The 17,841-nt window shown below is 66.5% G+C and carries 15 protein-coding genes; 6 read left to right on the top strand and 9 right to left on the bottom strand.

The annotated features are described in order from the left end of the window. Window positions 1–71: 71 nt before the first annotated feature. Window positions 72–1,238, bottom strand: a complete 1,167-nt coding sequence (locus ACSBM8_RS03755; protein WP_442680323.1) for a hypothetical protein — start codon at window positions 1,236–1,238, stop codon at window positions 72–74. Between ACSBM8_RS03755 and ACSBM8_RS03750 the strand changes: the two genes are divergently transcribed. Together ACSBM8_RS03750 and ACSBM8_RS03745 are read left to right on the top strand one after the other, a co-directional pair. Continuing rightward, window positions 1,237–1,989, top strand: a complete 753-nt coding sequence (locus ACSBM8_RS03750) for an HD domain-containing protein (protein WP_442680322.1) — start codon at window positions 1,237–1,239, stop codon at window positions 1,987–1,989. The genes ACSBM8_RS03755 and ACSBM8_RS03750 overlap by 2 nt on opposite strands. A 270-nt stretch (window positions 1,990–2,259) precedes the next feature. Further along, entirely contained in the window at window positions 2,260–3,171 is a 912-nt protein-coding gene (locus ACSBM8_RS03745) for a cation diffusion facilitator family transporter (protein ID WP_442680321.1), read from the top strand. An 82-nt stretch (window positions 3,172–3,253) separates the two neighbouring features. Here the strand turns inward: ACSBM8_RS03745 and ACSBM8_RS03740 are convergent, their stop codons facing one another. Further along, a complete protein-coding gene (locus ACSBM8_RS03740) occupies window positions 3,254–4,036 on the bottom strand; it encodes an outer membrane protein (protein WP_442680320.1) in 783 nt (260 codons plus the stop codon). Window positions 4,037–4,292: 256 nt separating this feature from the next. Here ACSBM8_RS03740 and ACSBM8_RS03735 point away from each other — a divergent pair, with 256 nt between their 5' ends. Continuing rightward, complete coding sequence (locus tag ACSBM8_RS03735) at window positions 4,293–4,940, top strand: YoaK family protein (protein WP_442680319.1); 648 nt, start codon at window positions 4,293–4,295, stop codon at window positions 4,938–4,940. Between the two features lie 41 nt (window positions 4,941–4,981). On the opposite strand, the gene ACSBM8_RS03730 is transcribed toward ACSBM8_RS03735, so the two are convergent. From ACSBM8_RS03730 to ACSBM8_RS03710, 5 genes are all read right to left on the bottom strand, one after another. Beyond that, the gene (locus tag ACSBM8_RS03730; protein ID WP_442681479.1) at window positions 4,982–5,473 is read right to left on the bottom strand and encodes a flavin reductase family protein; all 492 of its coding nucleotides are present in this window, start codon (window positions 5,471–5,473) and stop codon (window positions 4,982–4,984) included. 132 nt (window positions 5,474–5,605) lie between these two features. Further along, entirely contained in the window at window positions 5,606–6,619 is a 1,014-nt protein-coding gene (gene nagZ / locus ACSBM8_RS03725) for a beta-N-acetylhexosaminidase (RefSeq protein WP_442680318.1), read from the bottom strand. Then, complete coding sequence (locus tag ACSBM8_RS03720) at window positions 6,619–7,464, bottom strand: SPOR domain-containing protein (RefSeq protein WP_442680317.1); 846 nt, start codon at window positions 7,462–7,464, stop codon at window positions 6,619–6,621. The genes nagZ and ACSBM8_RS03720 overlap by 1 nt, the downstream gene beginning before the upstream one ends. A 4-nt stretch (window positions 7,465–7,468) precedes the next feature. Next, window positions 7,469–9,196 carry an arginine--tRNA ligase gene (gene argS, locus ACSBM8_RS03715; protein ID WP_442680316.1) on the bottom strand — a complete coding sequence of 576 codons (1,728 nt, stop codon included), beginning with the start codon at window positions 9,194–9,196 and terminating at the stop codon, window positions 7,469–7,471. Window positions 9,197–9,897: 701 nt separating this feature from the next. After that, a complete protein-coding gene (locus ACSBM8_RS03710; protein WP_442680315.1) occupies window positions 9,898–10,479 on the bottom strand; it encodes an NADPH-dependent FMN reductase in 582 nt (193 codons plus the stop codon). Between the two features lie 641 nt (window positions 10,480–11,120). On the opposite strand from ACSBM8_RS03710, the gene ACSBM8_RS03705 reads away from it, so the two are divergent. The 3 genes from ACSBM8_RS03705 to ACSBM8_RS03695 all read left to right on the top strand — a co-directional run bounded on the left by ACSBM8_RS03705 (window position 11,121) and on the right by ACSBM8_RS03695 (window position 15,276). Beyond that, window positions 11,121–12,701, top strand: a complete 1,581-nt coding sequence (locus tag ACSBM8_RS03705) for an MFS transporter (protein WP_442680314.1) — start codon at window positions 11,121–11,123, stop codon at window positions 12,699–12,701. Between the two features lie 92 nt (window positions 12,702–12,793). Next, on the top strand, window positions 12,794–13,876 hold the full coding sequence (locus ACSBM8_RS03700) for an HlyD family secretion protein (protein WP_442680313.1): 1,083 nt from the start codon (window positions 12,794–12,796) through the stop codon (window positions 13,874–13,876). Then, window positions 13,873–15,276: an efflux transporter outer membrane subunit gene (locus tag ACSBM8_RS03695; RefSeq protein WP_442680312.1), complete on the top strand. Its 1,404-nt coding sequence runs from the start codon at window positions 13,873–13,875 to the stop codon at window positions 15,274–15,276. Before ACSBM8_RS03700 ends, ACSBM8_RS03695 begins: the two co-directional genes overlap by 4 nt. A 569-nt stretch (window positions 15,277–15,845) precedes the next feature. On the opposite strand, the gene ACSBM8_RS03690 is transcribed toward ACSBM8_RS03695, so the two are convergent. After that, window positions 15,846–17,198, bottom strand: a complete 1,353-nt coding sequence (locus ACSBM8_RS03690; protein ID WP_442680311.1) for a S41 family peptidase — start codon at window positions 17,196–17,198, stop codon at window positions 15,846–15,848. 128 nt (window positions 17,199–17,326) lie between these two features. Further along, entirely contained in the window at window positions 17,327–17,716 is a 390-nt protein-coding gene (locus tag ACSBM8_RS03685) for a YybH family protein (RefSeq protein WP_442680310.1), read from the bottom strand. Window positions 17,717–17,841 lie beyond the last annotated feature (125 nt).

Here is a 17,841-nt window from a genome sequence, read left to right as displayed (position 1 = left end):
CCTCTGTCGCGCAGAGTGCGCGCATCCTGACGCCGCGCGCATCTCCCATTTGGGATAAGACGGCGCCGCGATTAGCGGGCACGCTCCGCCAGCGACTGGCACAAGCGGCGGACCAGTTCCGACTGGCGCCCGCTCGCCGTCTTTGCGAGGACCTGTTTCAGCTGGATCCGCGCGGTCCCGATCGCGATCCCGCGCGTGGCGGCATGATCGGTCAGCGTCACGCCCGCGCCGATCGCCGCCGCCAGCGCCGCTTCGGCCGGAGTCAGGCCGAACAGGCCGGCCAGCGTCGCCGGATCGAGCGCCAGCGCGGCGTCAGGCTCGGACAGGAACAAGGCTACCGCCGGATACTCCTCCGCGCCGTCTCCCTCCGCCCGATCTCCAGCCCACGGGTCGCGTGTCAACGGATCGATCCGCACGTGGAGCGGCCGCTCCCCCCACCGCCCGACCGCGAGCGTCGCCGTCGGAAGCCGTGCCGCCCGCACGCCGGCCAGCGCGGCCCGCAACCGAATGCCGTCGCCTGCCTCGCTGCAGTGCAGCCGCCCGCCGACCACGCGCAGCGCGTCGGCCCGCCCCAACAGGCGCTCGGCGGCACGATTGGACCATGCCACCCGCTCGTCCGCGCCGATCAACAGGACGGCGCTGGGCAGATGGTCGAGCGTCGCGCGCAGCGCGAAAGCGTGCGATGCGGCCGGCACGCCCCCGCCGCCCAGGCGCACCGCACGCATCAGGTGCGGTCGCAGCGCCTCCAGATAGGCTTCTTCGTCCGGGCGGATATCGCGCAGATCGCCCGGCGCGCGGTGAAGGATGAGTGTGAAATGGCGCCGCGCCGCGATTGGAAACGAAAGCCACATCGCCGCCCCGAGGCCGCCGCGATCCAGCCGTTGCCGCAAGTCGGCCCATGACGCAGGTGCTTTGCCAAAGCTGCGCGCATCGCTGCCGATGCCGTGCGCGCCTTCTGCCTGCCGCCCGACATTGAAGCGTGGATTGCCGGGCGTGTTGATGAACCGGTCATGCCGCGCCGCATCCGCCTGTGACAGGACATCGCGGGCGCACCAGCTCTGCCGCGACTGGTCGAGATCAATCTCGAGTATCTGGGCGACCGCACTGCGCATCCCAACCGCGCGACACAGCCCATCGAGCAATCGCGGCCAGCGCGACGCCTGCTCGGCCGCCGCATATAGATCGCCGAGAATATCCTGATCGAGGTTCGTAACGCCCCCTCCAGCCCGCATCGGCATGACGCGTCGTCAGCTTACCGTAATGCCGGATAACAATCCAGCGGACTACATCGGTGCGGTGTTCGCCGTCGACGGCAACTGCATCGGCCGTCGACACGCACTTTGGCGTGGCCCCGCCGGATTTCCCGGTTGGAGAGGATGGCAGTCTTGCCTATCTCCTGACGATCGCCGCCAGGAGAAGCCAATGACCCCTGACGAGAGTCTCGCACTTCTCAACCTGCCCGAAGCAACGACGCGCCGTTGGCAAATGCAGCTTCATGAGCCGCATCGCCACTACCACACGCTGCACCATATCGAGGCGATGCTCCGGTGGTACGACGGGTCGAACCCCGCAATCGTTGCGGCGATATGGCTGCACGACATCGTCTATGATCCCAAGGCGTCCGATAATGAGGAGCGCTCGGCCGCGCAGGCGCAAGCGGATCTCCCCGCGGGCCCCAGCACCGATCTCGCCGTACGCCTGATCCTCGACACCAAGCACCATGCGGGCGGCGATCCCTTTTCCGACGCCTTCAATGACCTGGACCTGGCAATTATCGGCGCAAGCCCTGCGACATATGATCGCTATGCCGAGCAGATACGGCGCGAATATGCCTTCGTGCCAGAAGCCGCTTACCGCGCCGGGCGTGCCGACGTTTTGCGAGAATTCGACAAGCGTACGATTTACAGGACGCCGGGATTTCAACGTTTGGAGGCCCAGGCCCATATTAATCTGCAGCGCGAGATAGGCCGCCTCGAAGCGACCGTTTGACCGTCTGGATCGGCACGACGAGCGTGCTCTAGCTCCGCTGCCAGCGCCCAATTGCCCCAGACCGGAACGTTGGCGTCCCATCGCCCTATGCCCCCAAATCTGATGAGGGCCGTAGCGGCATCCGTGGTCTCCCTCGGAACGACATCGTCCGGCAGGTCGTTGCTGTGTGGCATCGACGATTGCCGAGAGCTCATAGATAGATCCTGTTCCAACATCGGACCGTAGACGGGGAACGGAAGTGACTAAAACGCACATTGAACGCGCGCGCTGATGGCGTCTGAGCAGGGGGCGGAACCGACCAGCATCCTGAAGCTGGCGGCGGGCAGCATTGCCGTAAGTCTTATCGTCCTCGGTCTGAAATATGTCGCTTTCGCGCTCACCGGGAGCGTCGCACTCTATTCGGATGCGGTCGAAAGCATCATCAATGTCGTGACCGCGATCGCGGCCTTCTTCGCGATCCGGATCAGCCTCCGCCCCGCCGATGCGGGCCACCCGTACGGGCATTCCAAAGCCGAATATTTCTCGGCCGTGCTTGAAGGCGTTCTGATCCTCATCGCGGCGCTGGCGATCCTGCGCGAGGCCTATGGCGCGGTTCGCAATCCGCACGCCCTGCACGCACCCGCGCTCGGTCTCGCCATCAGCGCCGCCGCCACGGGATTGAACGGAGCCTGGAGCTGGCTGCTGATCACCACGGGGCGCAAGCGCCGGTCACCGGCGTTGATCGCGGACGGCAAGCACTTGCTGACGGACGTCTACACATCGGGCGGCGTCATCGTTGGCCTGCTGCTGGTCGCATTGACCGGTTGGGAGATACTTGACCCCATTCTTGCTGCGCTGGTCGCTCTCAACATTCTCTGGTCGGGCTGGAGCCTCATTAAAGAGAGCGTCGGCGGCCTGATGGACACGGCGCTGCCCGCTGCGGAACTTGCCGCCGTGCAGGCGACGATCGACGCGAACATGACCGGTGCGCTGGAAGCGCACGATCTGCGCTCGCGCCACGCGGGCCGGATGACGTTCATCGACTTCCATCTGGTGGTCGATGGCGCCATGACGGTCGATGCATCGCACGCGATCTGCGACCGCATTGAGGCCGCGCTGAAGGCCGATCATCCAGAAAGCATTATCTCGATCCATGTCGAGCCCGAGGCCAAGCGCACGCATGGCGCGATGACCTTTGCGTAAGTCGACCCGGTCGAATACCGACCAGCCGCGTGGCGGCATCGGGATCCATCGCGGGACATCCGATGCCGCCTGAGGGCTGCGCCTAGAATTTGTAATTGACGCCCAACCGGACGGTATTGCCCCTGTCCTTGAAGCGCGAGTCATAGCCGGTACCGGCTCCGCCGCTGCCCGGCACGACGGCAACATTCAGGGTTGATCGGCCCAGGTCATAATAAAGATATTCCAACTTGGCGGAGACGCGCTCCGTAAGGGCATATTCCATGCCGCCGCCGACAGCGTAGCCGACGCGCGTTTTCTCACGCTCGCCCGCGAACTGGACATTGCCTGTCGCGCCAAACATCGTGACCGCGTAACGCGTGCGTCCAAAGGCAAGCCCGCCGGTTCCGTAGAACAAAGCCTGGTTCCAGGTCACGCCAAGGCGCGCACGCGCCGTCCCGAGATAGTCAATCTTGGACCGAAAGCGATTGTTCAACGCCAGACCGGTGTTCAGCTGCGCCGTGCCCACGTCGCGCGTGTCGGTAAAGTGCGTATAGCCGAAATCCGCTTCGACGCCCGCAACATACCGCCCGAGCTGGAGATTGTAGCCAATCTGGCCGCCTGCAATCACCCCAACCCGATCCAGATCGACCAGGCCCGGCCGGGCATTGCCAGCAATGTTGGCGATGTTTGGCGCGGCCTGTCCGGTCGTTTGCACCGCATCGGCGCCGCCGAAGCCCACGCCGGCGTTGAGCCCCGCATATAGACCCGTCCATCGATCGGTCGACGCATAAGCACCCGGCGAGGGATCCGCGGGCATTTCTTGCGCGTGAGCAGCCGAAGCGAAGCAGAGCGTCATCGCCCCAAGAGCGAGCGTCCAACGAAACATGTTTTCCTCCTTGAATCGGGCAGCCTGTCTGGCCTGCCACCACGAGGAGGACCCAATGGGTGCGCGGAGCTTCCCGTCGGTTTCCGACCGCCAAAGCTTGATTGCATCTGCAATCGCAAGGGATGGCGCAGACGGCGACGGTTCGGCTGCGAACGCTGAATTGCCGTCATTCTGTGCGTGGAAGGGGGTGATCCGTTCCGTGCCGATGGGCCGCAATCGTGACTCCCCTTCACGCCGACCGCTCTTATGATGGGCTATGCGTCGATATGAAAAGCGCCACCATTTGCTGGCAATCGGCCTCGCTGCCCTTGCTGGCTTTGTCGATGCGCTTGGCTTCCTGAAGCTGGGCGGCCTGTTCGTATCCTTCATGAGCGGCAATTCGACGCGGATGGCGACTGGTTTCGTCAGCGGGGCACCGGCCAGTCTGTCCGCCGCCGCTCTCATCGGGGTGTTCGTCGCGGGTGTCGTGATGGGGGCAATCGTTGGGCGACGGGCGGGACGATGGCGCAAGCAGGCCGTTCTGGGCTTCCTGGTGCTGGAGCTGGCGATCGCGGCGGGGGCGGCCTCCATCGCGGGAGGCATGCGCTTTGCGCCGCTGCTTATGGCGTGTGCGATGGGATCCGCAAATGCCATATTCCAGCGCGACGGCGAAGTGAGCGTCGGGGTCACCTATATGACCGGCACGCTCGTCAAATTGGGCCAGCATCTGGCCGCTGCGCTCGCCGGTGGCCCCCGCCTTGCGTGGCTGCCCTATCTGCTGTTGTGGCTGGGGCTGGTCGTCGGCGCGATCGCAGGCGCCGCACTGTTTCCGATCCTTGGCTTGGGGGCGTTGTGGATCGCGGTGGCGGCAGCGGCGCTGTTGCTGGCGGGCGCGACGGCGCTTGGGCCCCTATCGGAGAATTGAATAGGCGGTCGTTGACACAGGCTGGCCCCGCGCGCCGCAATCTAGGCCGGCCGCGTCATGTCGAACCGGCTGTCCGGGGTGACATGGACATAGGCGGTCGGGCCGCCCGCGCGCAGGATGATCTCGGCGCCGAACGTGTCGAATATGCCGTCCTTCAGCAAATCCTGGCGGATATGCGCGCCGACCACTTCGCCGATCACCAGCCAGGCATCGATCGGCGCCGCGCGCTGATCCTGCAGGCGGACGATCTGCGTCACCTTGCATTCGAAATTGACCGGGCTTTCCTGCACGCGCGGCGGCGCGACCAGGCGGGACGGCGCCTGGGTCAGCCCGGCGAGGTCGAATTCGTTGGTGCCGTGCGGCGCGGGCATGCTGGTGGCGTTCATCTTCTCGGCCAGGGGGCGCGTGGCGATGTTCCACACAAACTCGCCCGTCGCCTCCGCATTGCGCAGGCTGTCCTTGCCGCCCAAGCTGGAGAAGCCGATGATCGGCGGGCGGTAATTGAACGCGTTGAAGAAGCTGTAGGGCGCCAGATTGACCTGCCCGTCCGCGCTGACGGTGGAGACCCAGCCGATCGGGCGCGGGCCGACGATCGCGTTCAGCGGATCATGGGCCAGGCCATGGCCCTCTTCGGGGCGGTAGAAATGATATTTCGCGGAGATCGCTCAGGCTCCCGTCAGCGCCAGCAAGGCGTCGCGCTTGGCGATCAGGGCGTCGAAGGGGGTGTCGTCGGCCGCGCCGGCGATGGTCGCCATGGCCGCATCCAGCCGTTCGCGGGCGCGGGGGCTGATCGCGCCGACGCCGGCAGCACAGGCCTGCATCTCGGCCATGTCGCCCGAGCAATGGAGGCCGATGTCGCAGCCGGCGGCGATCACGCCCGCGGTGCGATCGGTAAAGCTGCCCTGCAGCGCATGCATGCCGAGATCGTCGGACATCAGCAGATTGTCGAAGCCGATCCGGCCGCGCACGATATCGCCGATCACGGTGGGAGAGAGGCTGGCCGGCCGCTCCGCATCCCAGGCGGTGAAGACGACATGCGCGGTCATCGCCATCGGCGCGCCGTTGAGCGTGGTGAAGGGACGGAGATCGCTTTCCAGATCCTCGGCCGACGCGGTCACCACCGGCAGCTCGACATGGCTGTCGGCGGTCGAGCGACCATGGCCGGGGACATGCTTGACCACACCTACCACACCGCCGGCCTTGAGCCCGTCGAGCGTGGCGCGGCCGAGCGCGGCGACGCGCATCGGATCGGTGCCGAGCGCACGATCGCCGATAATGTCGTGCGCGCCGGGCTGGCGGACGTCCAGCAAGGGCAGGCAATCGACGTTGATGCCGACTTCGCGCAGCATCGCCGCGAGCGCCTGTGTGTTGGCGCGCATCGCCTCGATCGCGGAGACGGGCGCGATGTCATAGAGGCGGTCAAAGGCGGCGCCGGGGGGAAAAGCGGGCCATTCGGGCGGCTGCATCCGCGCGACCCGGCCGCCTTCCTGATCGATCAGGATCGGCACGTCGTCGCGCCCGGCGATCGAGCGCAGTTCGTCGGTCAAGGCCTTCAACTGCGCGCGATCCGCGACGTTGCGCTTGAACAGGATGAAGCCCGCGGGCGCGACATCGCGGAAGAATGCCCGCTCATCGTCGGTCAGCGCGCGGCCGGACAGGCCCAGGATCAGCGGCGTCATCAGTCGACCACGTTGCAGGATTCGCCCGCCACGCGCAGCTGCGCGCACACCTTGCGCGCGTCGCCGCCGCTCGCGCGCAGGCGGTACAGCGTATTGTCGCCAACCTTCACCGGGGTGATCGACACCGCGAGCGGCGCCAGCACGCCGAAGCGTGACGACAAGGTCTTCCACACCGCGCGGGCCTTGGCCTCGCTCGCCAGCGCGCCGAGCTGCACGGTGCTGCCGCCGCCCGACGCGGGGGCCGGCGTGGGTGCGACGACCGGCGTCGGCAGTTTGGGCGTCGTTGGCTTGGGCTGCGCCTTCACCACCGGGGCGGAGGCCACGACCGGCGGCACGGTGGCGTGCGGCGTGGGCGCGGCGGGCTTCGCGGCCGCGGGCTTGGCCACGGGCGCCGGCGTCGGCGACGCTCCGGCGGTGGGGGCCGAGGGCGTCGGGACGGTCGGCGTCAGGCTCGGATCGCTGCCGGCGCCGGTCATCGGCTGCTCCGGAATCTTGGAGAGATCGAGCGGGCTGTCGATATCGTTGCCCGTACCCATCCGCTCCGCAATGACGCCGCTTTCGTCGACCGCGAGGCCGCCGGGATTGGCCGGCTTTTCCTTATAGGGCCCAGCGGGCGCGCGGATGATCTGACCGATATCCGCCTGGGAGGCGCGATGGCGCTGCCAGATCACGAAGGCACCGAACAGGATGGCGACCGCGGCAATGCCGATGACGATCCACATCACCAGGCGCCCGCCGCCACCGGCGGGCTCCAGATAATCGTCCTCGTCCTCGACCGGCTCCAGCCAGGGCAAGCGTTCATTGCCCATGCCTTCAGCGCCGAAGCCGCGCCGGATCTCCACCATCGCCTTACATCTCCTCCGCGGCGGCCACGCCCATCACGCCGAGGCCGTTGCGCAGGACTTGCCCGATCGCATCCGCCAGCGCCAGCCGCGCGGCGGTGACCGCGGGATCCTCCACCACCAGAAAACGGCGGGCGGGATCGTCATTGCCGCGATGCCACAGCGCGTGGAAGGCGGCGGCGAGATCGTAGAGATAGAAAGCGATACGATGCGGCTCATGCGTGTTGGCCGCGCTTTCGATCACGCGCGGGAATTGGGCGGCCAGCTTCACCAGCCCCAGCTCCTCCGCATCCAGCAGCGTCAGGTCCGCCGGCTGCGGCAGGACGATGCCCGCCTCCACCGCGCGGCGATGGAGCGAGGCGATGCGGGCATGGGCATATTGGACGTAGAAGACGGGATTGTCCTTCGACGCCTCCACCACCTTGGCGAAATCGAAATCCATCTGCGCGTCGGCCTTGCGCGCGAGCATGGTGAAGCGGACCGAATCCTTGCCGACCTCCTCGACCATGTCGGCGATGGTGATGAACTTGCCCGAACGCTTGGACATCTTGACCGGCTCGCCCGCGCGCATCAGCCGCACCATCTGGACGAGCTTTACGTCGAACGGCTTCTCGCCATGGGTCAGCGCCTTCACGGCCGCCTGGATGCGCTTGACCGTGCCGGCATGGTCCGCGCCCCAGATGTCGATCAGGAGATCGGCGCTCTCGGCCTTCTGCGCATGGTATGCGAGATCGGTGCCGAAATAGGTGAGGCCGCCATCGGCCTTGCGCACCGGGCGATCCTGATCGTCGCCGAACTGGGTCGAGCGGAACAGCGTCATCTCGGTCGGCTCCCAATCATCGGGCACCTCCCCCTTGGGCGCTTCCAGCACGCCTTCGTAGATCAGCCCTTCCTTGCGCAGCCGTTCGAAGGCGGCATCGACCCGGCCCTCGCTCTGCACCTCGGCTTCGGAAGCGAACACGTCATGATGGATGCCGAGCAGCGCGAGATCGGCGCGGATCATGTCCATCATCGCCGCGACCGCCTTGGTACGGAACAGATCGAGCCATTCGCTTTCGGGCTTGCCGACATAGGCATCGCCAAATTCGGCGGCGAGCGCCTGCCCGATCGGAATCAGATAATCGCCGGGGTAGAAACCCTCGGGGATCTCCACCGTCTCGCCCAGCGCCTCGCGGTAACGAAGGTGCGCGGAGCGGCCTAGCGTCTGCACCTGCGCGCCGGCATCGTTGATATAATATTCGCGGACAACCTTGTGCCCGGCATATTCCAACAAGGTCGCGAGCGCGTCGCCGACGATCGCGCCGCGGGCATGGCCCATATGCATCGGCCCGGTCGGGTTGGCGGAGACATATTCGACATTGACGATCTTGCCCGCGCCGATGGTCGAGCGGCCATAATCGCCCGCCTCGGTCAGCACGTTGGCGAGCTCGTCCCGCCACGTCTGATCCGACAGGCGGACGTTGAGAAAGCCGGGCCCGGCGATGGCGACCGAGGTGACATAATCCAGCGCCGCCAGCTTAGGCTCGATCAGCTCGGCCAACGCGCGCGGGTTGGTGCCCGCGGGCTTGGCCAGCACCATCGCGGCGTTGGTGGCGAGATCGCCATGGCTGGTGTCGCGCGGCGGCTCGACCGTGACGTTGCGGCGATCGAGCCCGGACGGCAGCGCGCCCTCCCCTTCCAGCGCATCGAGCGCGGCGGCGAGATCGGTGGCGAAACGGGCATGAAGCGTCGGCAAGGTGTGTAGGTCCAATCCTAGAGAGAAGGCGCGCTGTTAGCGGATCATACGCCTTGCGTCACGTCCGGCAGATGATCGGTTTGGACCGTGAAGCGGCATCGCCGCCGAAGGGGAAAACGAAAAAAAACACCAGAAACGAACTTGATGATTTTTGAGTTTGCGGCGCCGGGCCGGACGCAACGGCGATGCGACCGAGAGTCGATCTTTTGCGGCATTGACGCCGGAACGCCTCCTTCCATGCTTGTTTCAGCAGAAAAGGACGAGCGTGCGGGAGCGACGATGGGCATGCAACACTGTACGTTTTATACGTACCATTGTCAATCTGCTCACTTCTCCATGGATATCGATCGGTCGTGCTTTGCTCGACCGTATTGGGGGAAAACGGCTTATCTGTTTACGGAACGATATAGTGCCGGCGAGCCCGTCGATGTGGGGCGCGGCATCACGCGATTGCTCGGATCCGCACTCACCCCAAGCAGCCCGGTGCGACGACCGGGATCTGAGATACCGGTCTATCCGGGATTGATCCTTCGTAATTCTGGGATGGTACCGCCGGAGCGCCAAACGCCGACGCCCTTTTCCGGAAACCGTAACTAGCATTTGGATCAGGCTGGGAACTATTCGATTATGAACTGCACATTGTATGTCGCGGTGCCAGCTTGGACGGGTTTGACATGGCGCTTGGCCAAGTCAGGGCTGAACTATACATCTGACCGGGCGCGGGTGAGAGAAAGCCAGGCCACATAGGCGTCGATAATCTTCGACAGGATCTCCTTCAGCGGCTGGTCAGTTACGACGTCGTCCGCACCGAACTTCTCGGGCGTGACCCTGCCCAAGTATGCCTCCGGCTGCTGGAGCATGGGCATGTCGAGAAATGCGCAGAGCTGTCGCACCTGGTGGTTGGCGCCGAAGCCGCCGATGGGGTAGGGAGAGACGCTGATGACCGCGGCCGGCTTCTTGGCCCAGACGATCTCGCCAGGTGGACGTGAACCCACGTCGATGGCGTTCTTCAACGCTCCGGGCACCCCGCGATTGTATTCGGGAGTGCAGAAGACGACGCCATCCATCTGGGCGATCTGCTCGCGGAAGCGGACCCATTCGGCGGGTGGGTTTGGATCAAGGTCCTCGTTGTAGAGCGGCAGGTCGGCGATCCTCGCGATCTCGACGTTGAGGCGGTCGCCGGCGAGCGCCGCGATGCTCTTGCCGACCTTCAGGTTGAGGCTCTCTGCGCGGAGGCTGCCGACGACGATGGCGACCCGGGGGCGACGGGAGTTTTCGGTCATGGATGTTCCTCTGCGGGTAGGAAGTGGGGACGGAGATCCACCCGAAGATCGCCAAGGGCGGTGCCGACCGCAATCATGCGAAGGTCGAGGAACGCCGTCGTGCGCCGCCGCTCGAACGTGCAGATCCCGAGGCCGTCCACAGACGGTTCGTCCGTTACCCGTTCGGGGATTGCGTCGTTGCTGAGGTGTGATCAGATTGATGATGCGGAGCGCGGGTCGCACTCTGTATCCGGGCCGCCTCACGGCCGGGTTTGGCGGTGGCCGGACTTCGGAATGGCCGCGGGGCCCGCCTGCTCGAGGAACTCGATCGCGGTCGCGTAGCTGCGCCTGCAGGCCGATGGACAGGAAAAGGTCCTCCAGCGCGTCGCGAATGCCGCCGTCGTCGTCCACGATGTGGACGACCGGCCCGGTGCTTGGTGACTGTGCTTCCATCGTCCCTCCGGTCTTGACGGCGAACGAGCCGGACCCAGGACCGGCATTCTCGCAAGCAGCTTAACCGGTCGGACACCCGGAGGCCATCATACGAAAGGTGAGGCATTCCTCACTGATCGGCACCGATGACCTGCCGATTGGGCCGATAATCGAAGCAGTCGGTCGAGCCTATCCTCCGGGTGTCGTGAACGCCCAACCGGGAGACCTGCGTGTCCTCTGCCGCAGAACAAAAGCCACCCTACGCGGCGCTCGCCGTGTCCGGCTACGGCGCAGTGCTCGGGTCTTTCTTTCCTCTCGTCGCCGTCTACTCCGTCGCGGACATATCCGGCGGGCTGCACGTCGCGGCCGACAGCGCCGCCCTCGTGAACACCTTCCAGAACGTCGGTGCGATCTGCGGCATCCTCGCGACCCCGGCGCTGGCGTTCGGGGTCGGACGGGGACGGGCGATGGCGGTGATGGGTGCCGGCTTCGTCATCAGTTCTGCGCTGTGCGCGATGGCGCCGAACCTGCCGGTCATGCTTTTCGCGCGCACGCTGCACGGCGTGTTCGGCGGTGCGATGCCGTTGATGTTCATGCTGCTCGTGATGACGACGCTGATGCCTGGTAGTGGACGCTTCGAAGGCATGACGCTCTTCGCGACGTCGACCACCCTGTTCTTCGGGCTGGCGGCGACGGTCGGCGGGGCGCTCGTCGAGGTGGCCGGCTGGCGGAGCCTCTTCTGGGCGCAGGCCATGCTGGCGCTTCCCTACTGGTTCCTCGGACGTCGGGTGATGACGCAGGAGAAGGGGCGGATCGAGGTCCTGAAGGTCGCCGACTGGCCGCACTTCACGCTGCTATCCTTCGGCCTCGCGCTGATCGTCATCGCTGCCTCCGAAGGCGAGCGCCACTTCTGGCTAGAGGCATGGTGGGTGCCGGCGCTGCTGCTCGGCGGCGGCGTCATGGCGGGATTCGCGGTCGTCGGCATGCTGAGGACGGAGAAGCCGCTGCTGCTGCTGTCGGCGTTCCGCCGGGCGACGTTCACCTGGGGGATCGTGCTCTCCGTGTTCTTTCGCTTCGGGCAGATGTTCGCCGTCTACATCGTGCCGTCATATCTCGGCCGCTTGCAGGGATACCGCCCGATCGATACCGGCGCCGTCCTGTTCGCCATGATGCCCAGCACGGCGATCGCTCTGGCGATCTCGTATCTCTGGGGTCGTCGTCTCGACAGTCGCTGGCTGCTCTCGGCCGGGCTGGCCAGCTTTGCAGCCGCGGCCGCGCTATGCATCCAGCTGACCCCAGATTGGGCAGCCGACCAGTTGCGCGTGGGCGCGGCCGTCGCCGGGTTCGGCATGGGCTTCTTCAGCGTCGCCGTACTACGATTCGCCACCTATCAGGTGACGATGCAGGACGGCCCGACCGTTGGCATGATCTTCAACCTGACCCGCGTCTTCGGGATCGTATCCGGGCTCGGCATCCTCTCGCACCTCGTGGTCGAGCGCGAGAAATTCCATTCCGCGATCCTCGTAGAGGCGATCGGCGCGACATCGCCGGAAACCGCGCAGCGGCTTGCCCAGACGACCGGTGCCTTCGCACGGTTCGGCGGTGACGCGGACGGCGCGCAGGCGGCGGCCGTGACGGCACTTGCAAGGGCGTCCGGTGTACAGGCGTTCACGCTCGCCTTCTCCGACGCCTTCTTCGTCTCCGCGATCGCGCTCGGCCTGGGCGCAATTCTCGTCTGGGCGCTGCCCGCCGTGCCGGCCGAGGAGCCGGCTGCTTCCAAAAAGATTGAAACGAAGAGGACGACCGCGTGAGCACGACCGCACTTTCACGGCCGGAATCGGTGGAGGGTGGCACCCCAGCCGCGCCGTCGCCCCCGACCTGGAGCGCCGGCAGGCGCGTCGGCGTGGCCGCGCTCCTCGGCGGTGCAGCCATCCTCGCGGTGGCGGGCCTGTATGCCTACGGCCCCGGGAGCGTGGCGTTCGTCTCGACCGACAACGCCTATGTGAAGGGCGACGTCACCTTCGTGTCCCCCAAGGTGCCAGGATACGTGACGGCCGTCCTGACGGAGAACAACGCGAAGGTCTCGCCGGGACAGGTGCTGATCCGGATCGATCCGACCGACTATAGCTCGGCGGTGGCGGACACGGAGGCTGCGATCGCGCAGGCCAAGGCGTCGCTCGGTCAGATAGCCGCGCAGCAGCGGCTTCAGGATTCCCAGATCAGGGCGGCCGACGCGAGCGTGACGTCTGCAAAGGCAAGTGCGGTGCGGAGCGGTGCTGACCTCGAGCGGTCGGACGCGCTGGTCGGGCAGGGGGCGGTCAGTCGCCAGCTGTTCGAGGCGGCGCAGGCGGAGAATGTGCGGTCCCGGTCAGCGGTCACCCAGACTGCCGCCCAGGCCGACGTCGCCCGCAAGCAGCTTGGCGTGCTCGGCGCCCAGCGCCTCACGGCGCAGGCCCAGCTGCAGAGCGCCGGGGCGAAGCTCATGCGCGCCCGCGCCGACCTCGACCGGACCGCGATCGTCGCGCCGCGCGAGGGCCGCGTGGCCGCGCGCAACGTACGGCTGGGCGAATACGTCAACACCGGCACGCGTCTTCTTGCGATCACGCCGACCACCGGGCTGTGGATCGAGGCGAACCTGCGCGAGACGCAGCTCGCGCGCATCCGGCCGGGCGACCGGGTTCAGGTCGGCATCGACGCGGTCCCGGACGTGAAGTTCTGTGGCGTCGTCGAGGGCACCTTCGGCGCAAGCGGCTCAGAGTTCGCGGTCATCCCGCCCGACAACGCCACCGGCAACTTCACGAAGATCGTCCGCCGGTTCACGGTCCGCATTCTGATCGATCCGAACCAGCCCGGTCTCGAAAGGCTAGCGACGGGAATGTCGGCTACGCCCCGCATCGAGATCGGCTCGCACGTCGACGGACGGTCGCATGGTGGGCTGATATCGTGGCTGGTGGGCGGTTCCTTCCGTTGCGAGAGGCCGTCGTGAGGTCGCTGATCGCTTTGAGCGTGGCTGGCCTGCTCGGGGGCTGCGTCACGCGGCCGCATCTTGGGCCGGTACCCGAGGTAAAGGCCCCCGCGATCTACCGCGGCGGAGAAACCTTCTCGGCGGCCGGAGCGGCTTGGCCGGTCGACGACTGGTGGGCGGCCTATGGCGACCCCCAACTGAGCTCACTGATCGAGGAAGGGCTCGCGGACGCGCCCACCATGGCCCAGGCATCGGCGCGCCTGCGCCGGGCGGAGGCGCTGGCGGGAGCTGCGAACGCCGCTCTCTTTCCTTCGGTCACAGCCGATGGCACCCTTACGGTGAGCAAGCCCAGCACCAATGACGGGATACCGGTCACGCCGGAGCGGCGGGGCTATCACGACAGCGGTCGCGCGAGCCTCGGTTTCAGCTGGGAGCTGGACTTCTGGGGCAAGAACCGGGCTGCACTCGCGGCCGCGACCTCGGACGCGGAGGCGGCGCGGGCGGACGCCGCGGCCGCGCGGCTCGTCGTGTCGGCATCGATCGCCGCGACCTATGCGGATCTCGTGCGCCTCTACAACGACCGCGACGTGCTTCAGGAGACGCTCAAGGTGCGGGAGAAGTCGCTCGAGCTCGTGAGCGCTCGGGTGCAGCACGGGTACGATTCTGACTCCGATCTCGCCCAGGCCCAGGCAGGACCGCCGGCGGCGCGTTCCGACTTGGCGCAGGCCGACGAGGCGATCGCCCTCACGCGCAACAGGCTTGCCGCGCTTCTGGGAGCGGGGCCGGACCGCGGGCGGTCGATCGCACGGCCGATGACCCCGGCTCTCAAGGCGTTCGGCCTGCCTGCGAACCTGTCCGTCGATCTGCTGGGGCGACGTCCCGACATCGTCGCGGCGCGGTCCCGGGTCGAGGCCTCCGCCAAGCGAATCAAGGTTGCTAAGGCGCAGTTCTATCCGAACGTGAACCTGCTCGGCCTGGTCGGCTTCCAATCCCTCGGTATCGGCAACCTGCTCAACGGCGGCAGCGATATCGGTACAGCCGGACCCGCGGTCAGCCTGCCGGTATTCGATGGAGGGCGTCGGCGCGCTAACTACCGCGGCGCACGCGCGGACTACGACCTGTCAGTGGCGACTTATGACGAGACGCTGACGCAGGCGCTGCGCGAGGTCGCCGACGTCACGGTCAGCAGCAGGCAGCTCGCCGAGGAGGTCGCAGGCGCGGATGCCGCCCTGACGGCCACCGAACGGGCCTATCGACTGGCGCAGCTTCGTTACAACCAGGGGGCGACAGACTATCAGTCCGTGCTGATCGTGGAGGATCGCCTCCTCGTCCGCCGTCGTGTCGCCGCCGCGCTCCAGTCCCGCAGCTTCATCCTCGACGTCGCGCTCGTCCGCAGCCTGGGCGGAGGCGTGATGCGCTGAGGGGATTGCTCCGCCTTCGGCATCAATGTTGTGGCAGCTTGCTCGTTATTTGGTCTTCCGGGATTTCATCAGACCAGACCCGCTCATCCCGCGGCTGGCTCGACACCTCCGCCCAATTCTCGACGATCCCGCCGCCTTGGACGTCCTTAACGCGGGCGTTTCGGGGACACGGCGTTTCGGGGGCGTTTCGGGGACACTATACTAATTTACCGCACCTAATGATGTACATACCATTCGATAGCGGTCCCCAGCCCTCAATTGGTATAGTGTCCCCGAAATTATCCAAGTTCATCGCCTTGTGCGCGATGTCGACGTGATACCGCAGAACGCGATCGCCCCGCGCACTGTAGCGCGCCCTCAGCGGGCCCAGCTCTATGTTATCGATGTTGGTCGATCGAATTGTGATCCCAGTCATCTTGCTCCCCCCCGATTGCAATAGATCAGGGACGTGGCGGACAGGCAAGCGCAGCTGGTACCACGAAGGCGGGTTATCCAGATCGCAGCTTTTGCCTCGGCCTCTCTTAAGAACCGCCGGGCCAGCGGTTCCGCATGCGGTATAGCCGGAGAAGCTACTTCCCCGGCGGGGCCGGCATGAAGCCGGTGATGGCCAGGGCGCGCCCTTGCGGATCGATGGCGATGCCGACCATCGCGGCGCCGTTGTCGAAGGTCGCGACGTACATGTCCGCGCCCATCCTGACCTCACGAAAGGTCAGCGACGTGAGGGCGCCATAGCGCGCGCGCTGCTCTAGGATGAACGGCAGCGTGCGATGCGCCATTTCGACCGCGTCGGGCGCGAACAGGGCGTCGTCGATCTTGCCGGTGGCGTACATGGCGATGACGCGCTTCAGCGCGGCGTCGCTGCCGGGGATCGGCGTGGTGCGCGGGGCGAAGGTTTGCGCGCGCGAGGCGGCGGCGATGTCGGCGACGGGCGGCTGGCCGAGCGCCTTCAGTGCGGCGCTCAGCGCCTCCGCCGCGGGGACCTTGATGTCCGGTTCGACGCCGACGCCTTCCCAATTGGTTTTGGTGATCGGGCTTTCGGGGCGGCCGCCGGGCATGGTGACCAGGAAGCCGTTGCCGAGGTTGACCGGGCCGACGGGGTTGGCGCCGCCGCCCGTCACCTCCCCGACCAAGGTGGCGCGCTTCATCGTCTTGAGGTCGTAGGCGAACTCCTCCCCGCCCGAGAAGGTGGCCTTGCTGGTAAGGAGGTAGGCGGGGACGCCGGCGAAGCTGAACGGCGTGGGCATGGTGGTGGTGCGATCGCGCGTGAAATCGCGCGTGCCCGGCGTGCGATTGGCGAATTCGATGATCGTGACGGGCGGTCCGGCCGGGAGCAGGTAGCTGACCAGATAGGCGACCGCCTGCGGATCGCCGCCGCCGTTGCGGCGCGTGTCGATGATGAGCGCACGGCTGCCCTTGAGGCTGGCGAGCGCGCGATCGAGCGCAGGCCGGAACACCGGCGGCGGCGGGAAGCCTTCAATCTCGATATAGCCGACATTGTCCGCGAGCTTGTCGGCGCGGACGATGCTGGCTTCGTCGCGCACGGGGGGACCGCCGCCTGGCCCGGGGCGAGGTGGCGCGGATGTTTGCGAAATGACGCGCAGATGCTTGTCATGCACGACGGCGGCGAGATCGGCTGTCAGGCGGGCCGCCAGCGGGGCGGGATCGCGCAACGCATCATAATCCCCCCGCGCGAGCGCGGCCGTCAGGGCGGCGGCGGCCTGCGCGCCGACGTCGGGAAAGACATAATTGTCGCGCATCGACTGGGCGAGCTTCTGCACCACCGCCTGCCGCGCGGCAGGATCGATCGTCCCGGCCGGCCCCGCGGCTGGCGGCGGAGCCGGCTGCGCTGCGGCGGGTGCGGCAAGCGCAGGCAGAAGCGCAAGAAGCAAAATACGGGCGGCGAAGCGGAGGCGAAGGGTCATGACGGATCTCCTCTCTCCCGCGTCCTTTGACAGGGCGCTGGGCCGATATGGCGCCTGATATACAACCTATGTAGAGTTATGAGTCAATGGACGGCGTTGACGGTGAAAGTTGGCGTGGATCGCAGGGCTCAACCAAGCGTCAGGTACAATTCCGCTTCGATCACCCAGCCCTGCCCCAGGCGGCGCCATTTGGCGGTATAGGTGCCGGTTGTGCGCACGACATCCCCGCCGGCGGAGACGCCTTTCCAGTCGCCCTGTTCGAAGGCGATGGGTTCGACCGGGGACACGGTGATCGCCGTGGGTGTGCGCACGTAGATCGTCCGGTCCGCCGCGGCGAATTCCTGTTTCCAGGCCAGAAGCTGCGCCTTGCGGCCCGAGAGCAAGGCGCTGTCCGTCCCGGTGACAAGGATCGCGGTGGGCGCGAGAATGTCCTGGATCGCGTTCAGATCGCCACGTGCCAGCGCCGCGTTGAAGGCGGCGCGTCGCATCCGGATTTCAAGGTCGGCGGGCGTCGTCATGGTGCGCTTTAACACATGAAGGCCGGGGAAAGCCGCACCGGCAGTCTTGCGCTGATGAACATCGACCTAGCGGTAGCCGTGGCGCGACGTTGCGCCCGCCCCATTTTGATGGGCGGGCATTCCAA

Origin of the sequence: Sphingomonas sp. ASY06-1R (assembly GCF_052180265.1) — a bacterium.
Lineage (GTDB): Bacteria > Pseudomonadota > Alphaproteobacteria > Sphingomonadales > Sphingomonadaceae > Sphingomonas_I.
Note: the sequence above shows the minus strand (reverse complement) of the source record. Positions and strands in the feature narration are given on the sequence as shown.

Excerpts from the sequence above, each read along its gene's own strand:
- ACSBM8_RS03750 (WP_442680322.1), top strand. The coding sequence starts at position 1,237 with ATGACGCGTCGTCAGCTTACCGTAATGCCGGATAACAATCCAGCGGAC.
- ACSBM8_RS03755 (WP_442680323.1), bottom strand. The coding sequence starts at position 1,238 with ATGCCGATGCGGGCTGGAGGGGGCGTTACGAACCTCGATCAGGATATT.
- ACSBM8_RS03745 (WP_442680321.1), top strand. The coding sequence starts at position 2,260 with ATGGCGTCTGAGCAGGGGGCGGAACCGACCAGCATCCTGAAGCTGGCG.
- ACSBM8_RS03740 (WP_442680320.1), bottom strand. The coding sequence starts at position 4,036 with ATGTTTCGTTGGACGCTCGCTCTTGGGGCGATGACGCTCTGCTTCGCT.
- ACSBM8_RS03735 (WP_442680319.1), top strand. The coding sequence starts at position 4,293 with ATGCGTCGATATGAAAAGCGCCACCATTTGCTGGCAATCGGCCTCGCT.
- nagZ (WP_442680318.1), bottom strand. The coding sequence starts at position 6,619 with ATGACGCCGCTGATCCTGGGCCTGTCCGGCCGCGCGCTGACCGACGAT.
- ACSBM8_RS03720 (WP_442680317.1), bottom strand. The coding sequence starts at position 7,464 with ATGGTGGAGATCCGGCGCGGCTTCGGCGCTGAAGGCATGGGCAATGAA.
- ACSBM8_RS03710 (WP_442680315.1), bottom strand. The coding sequence starts at position 10,479 with ATGACCGAAAACTCCCGTCGCCCCCGGGTCGCCATCGTCGTCGGCAGC.
- ACSBM8_RS03690 (WP_442680311.1), bottom strand. The coding sequence starts at position 17,198 with ATGACCCTTCGCCTCCGCTTCGCCGCCCGTATTTTGCTTCTTGCGCTT.
- ACSBM8_RS03685 (WP_442680310.1), bottom strand. The coding sequence starts at position 17,716 with ATGACGACGCCCGCCGACCTTGAAATCCGGATGCGACGCGCCGCCTTC.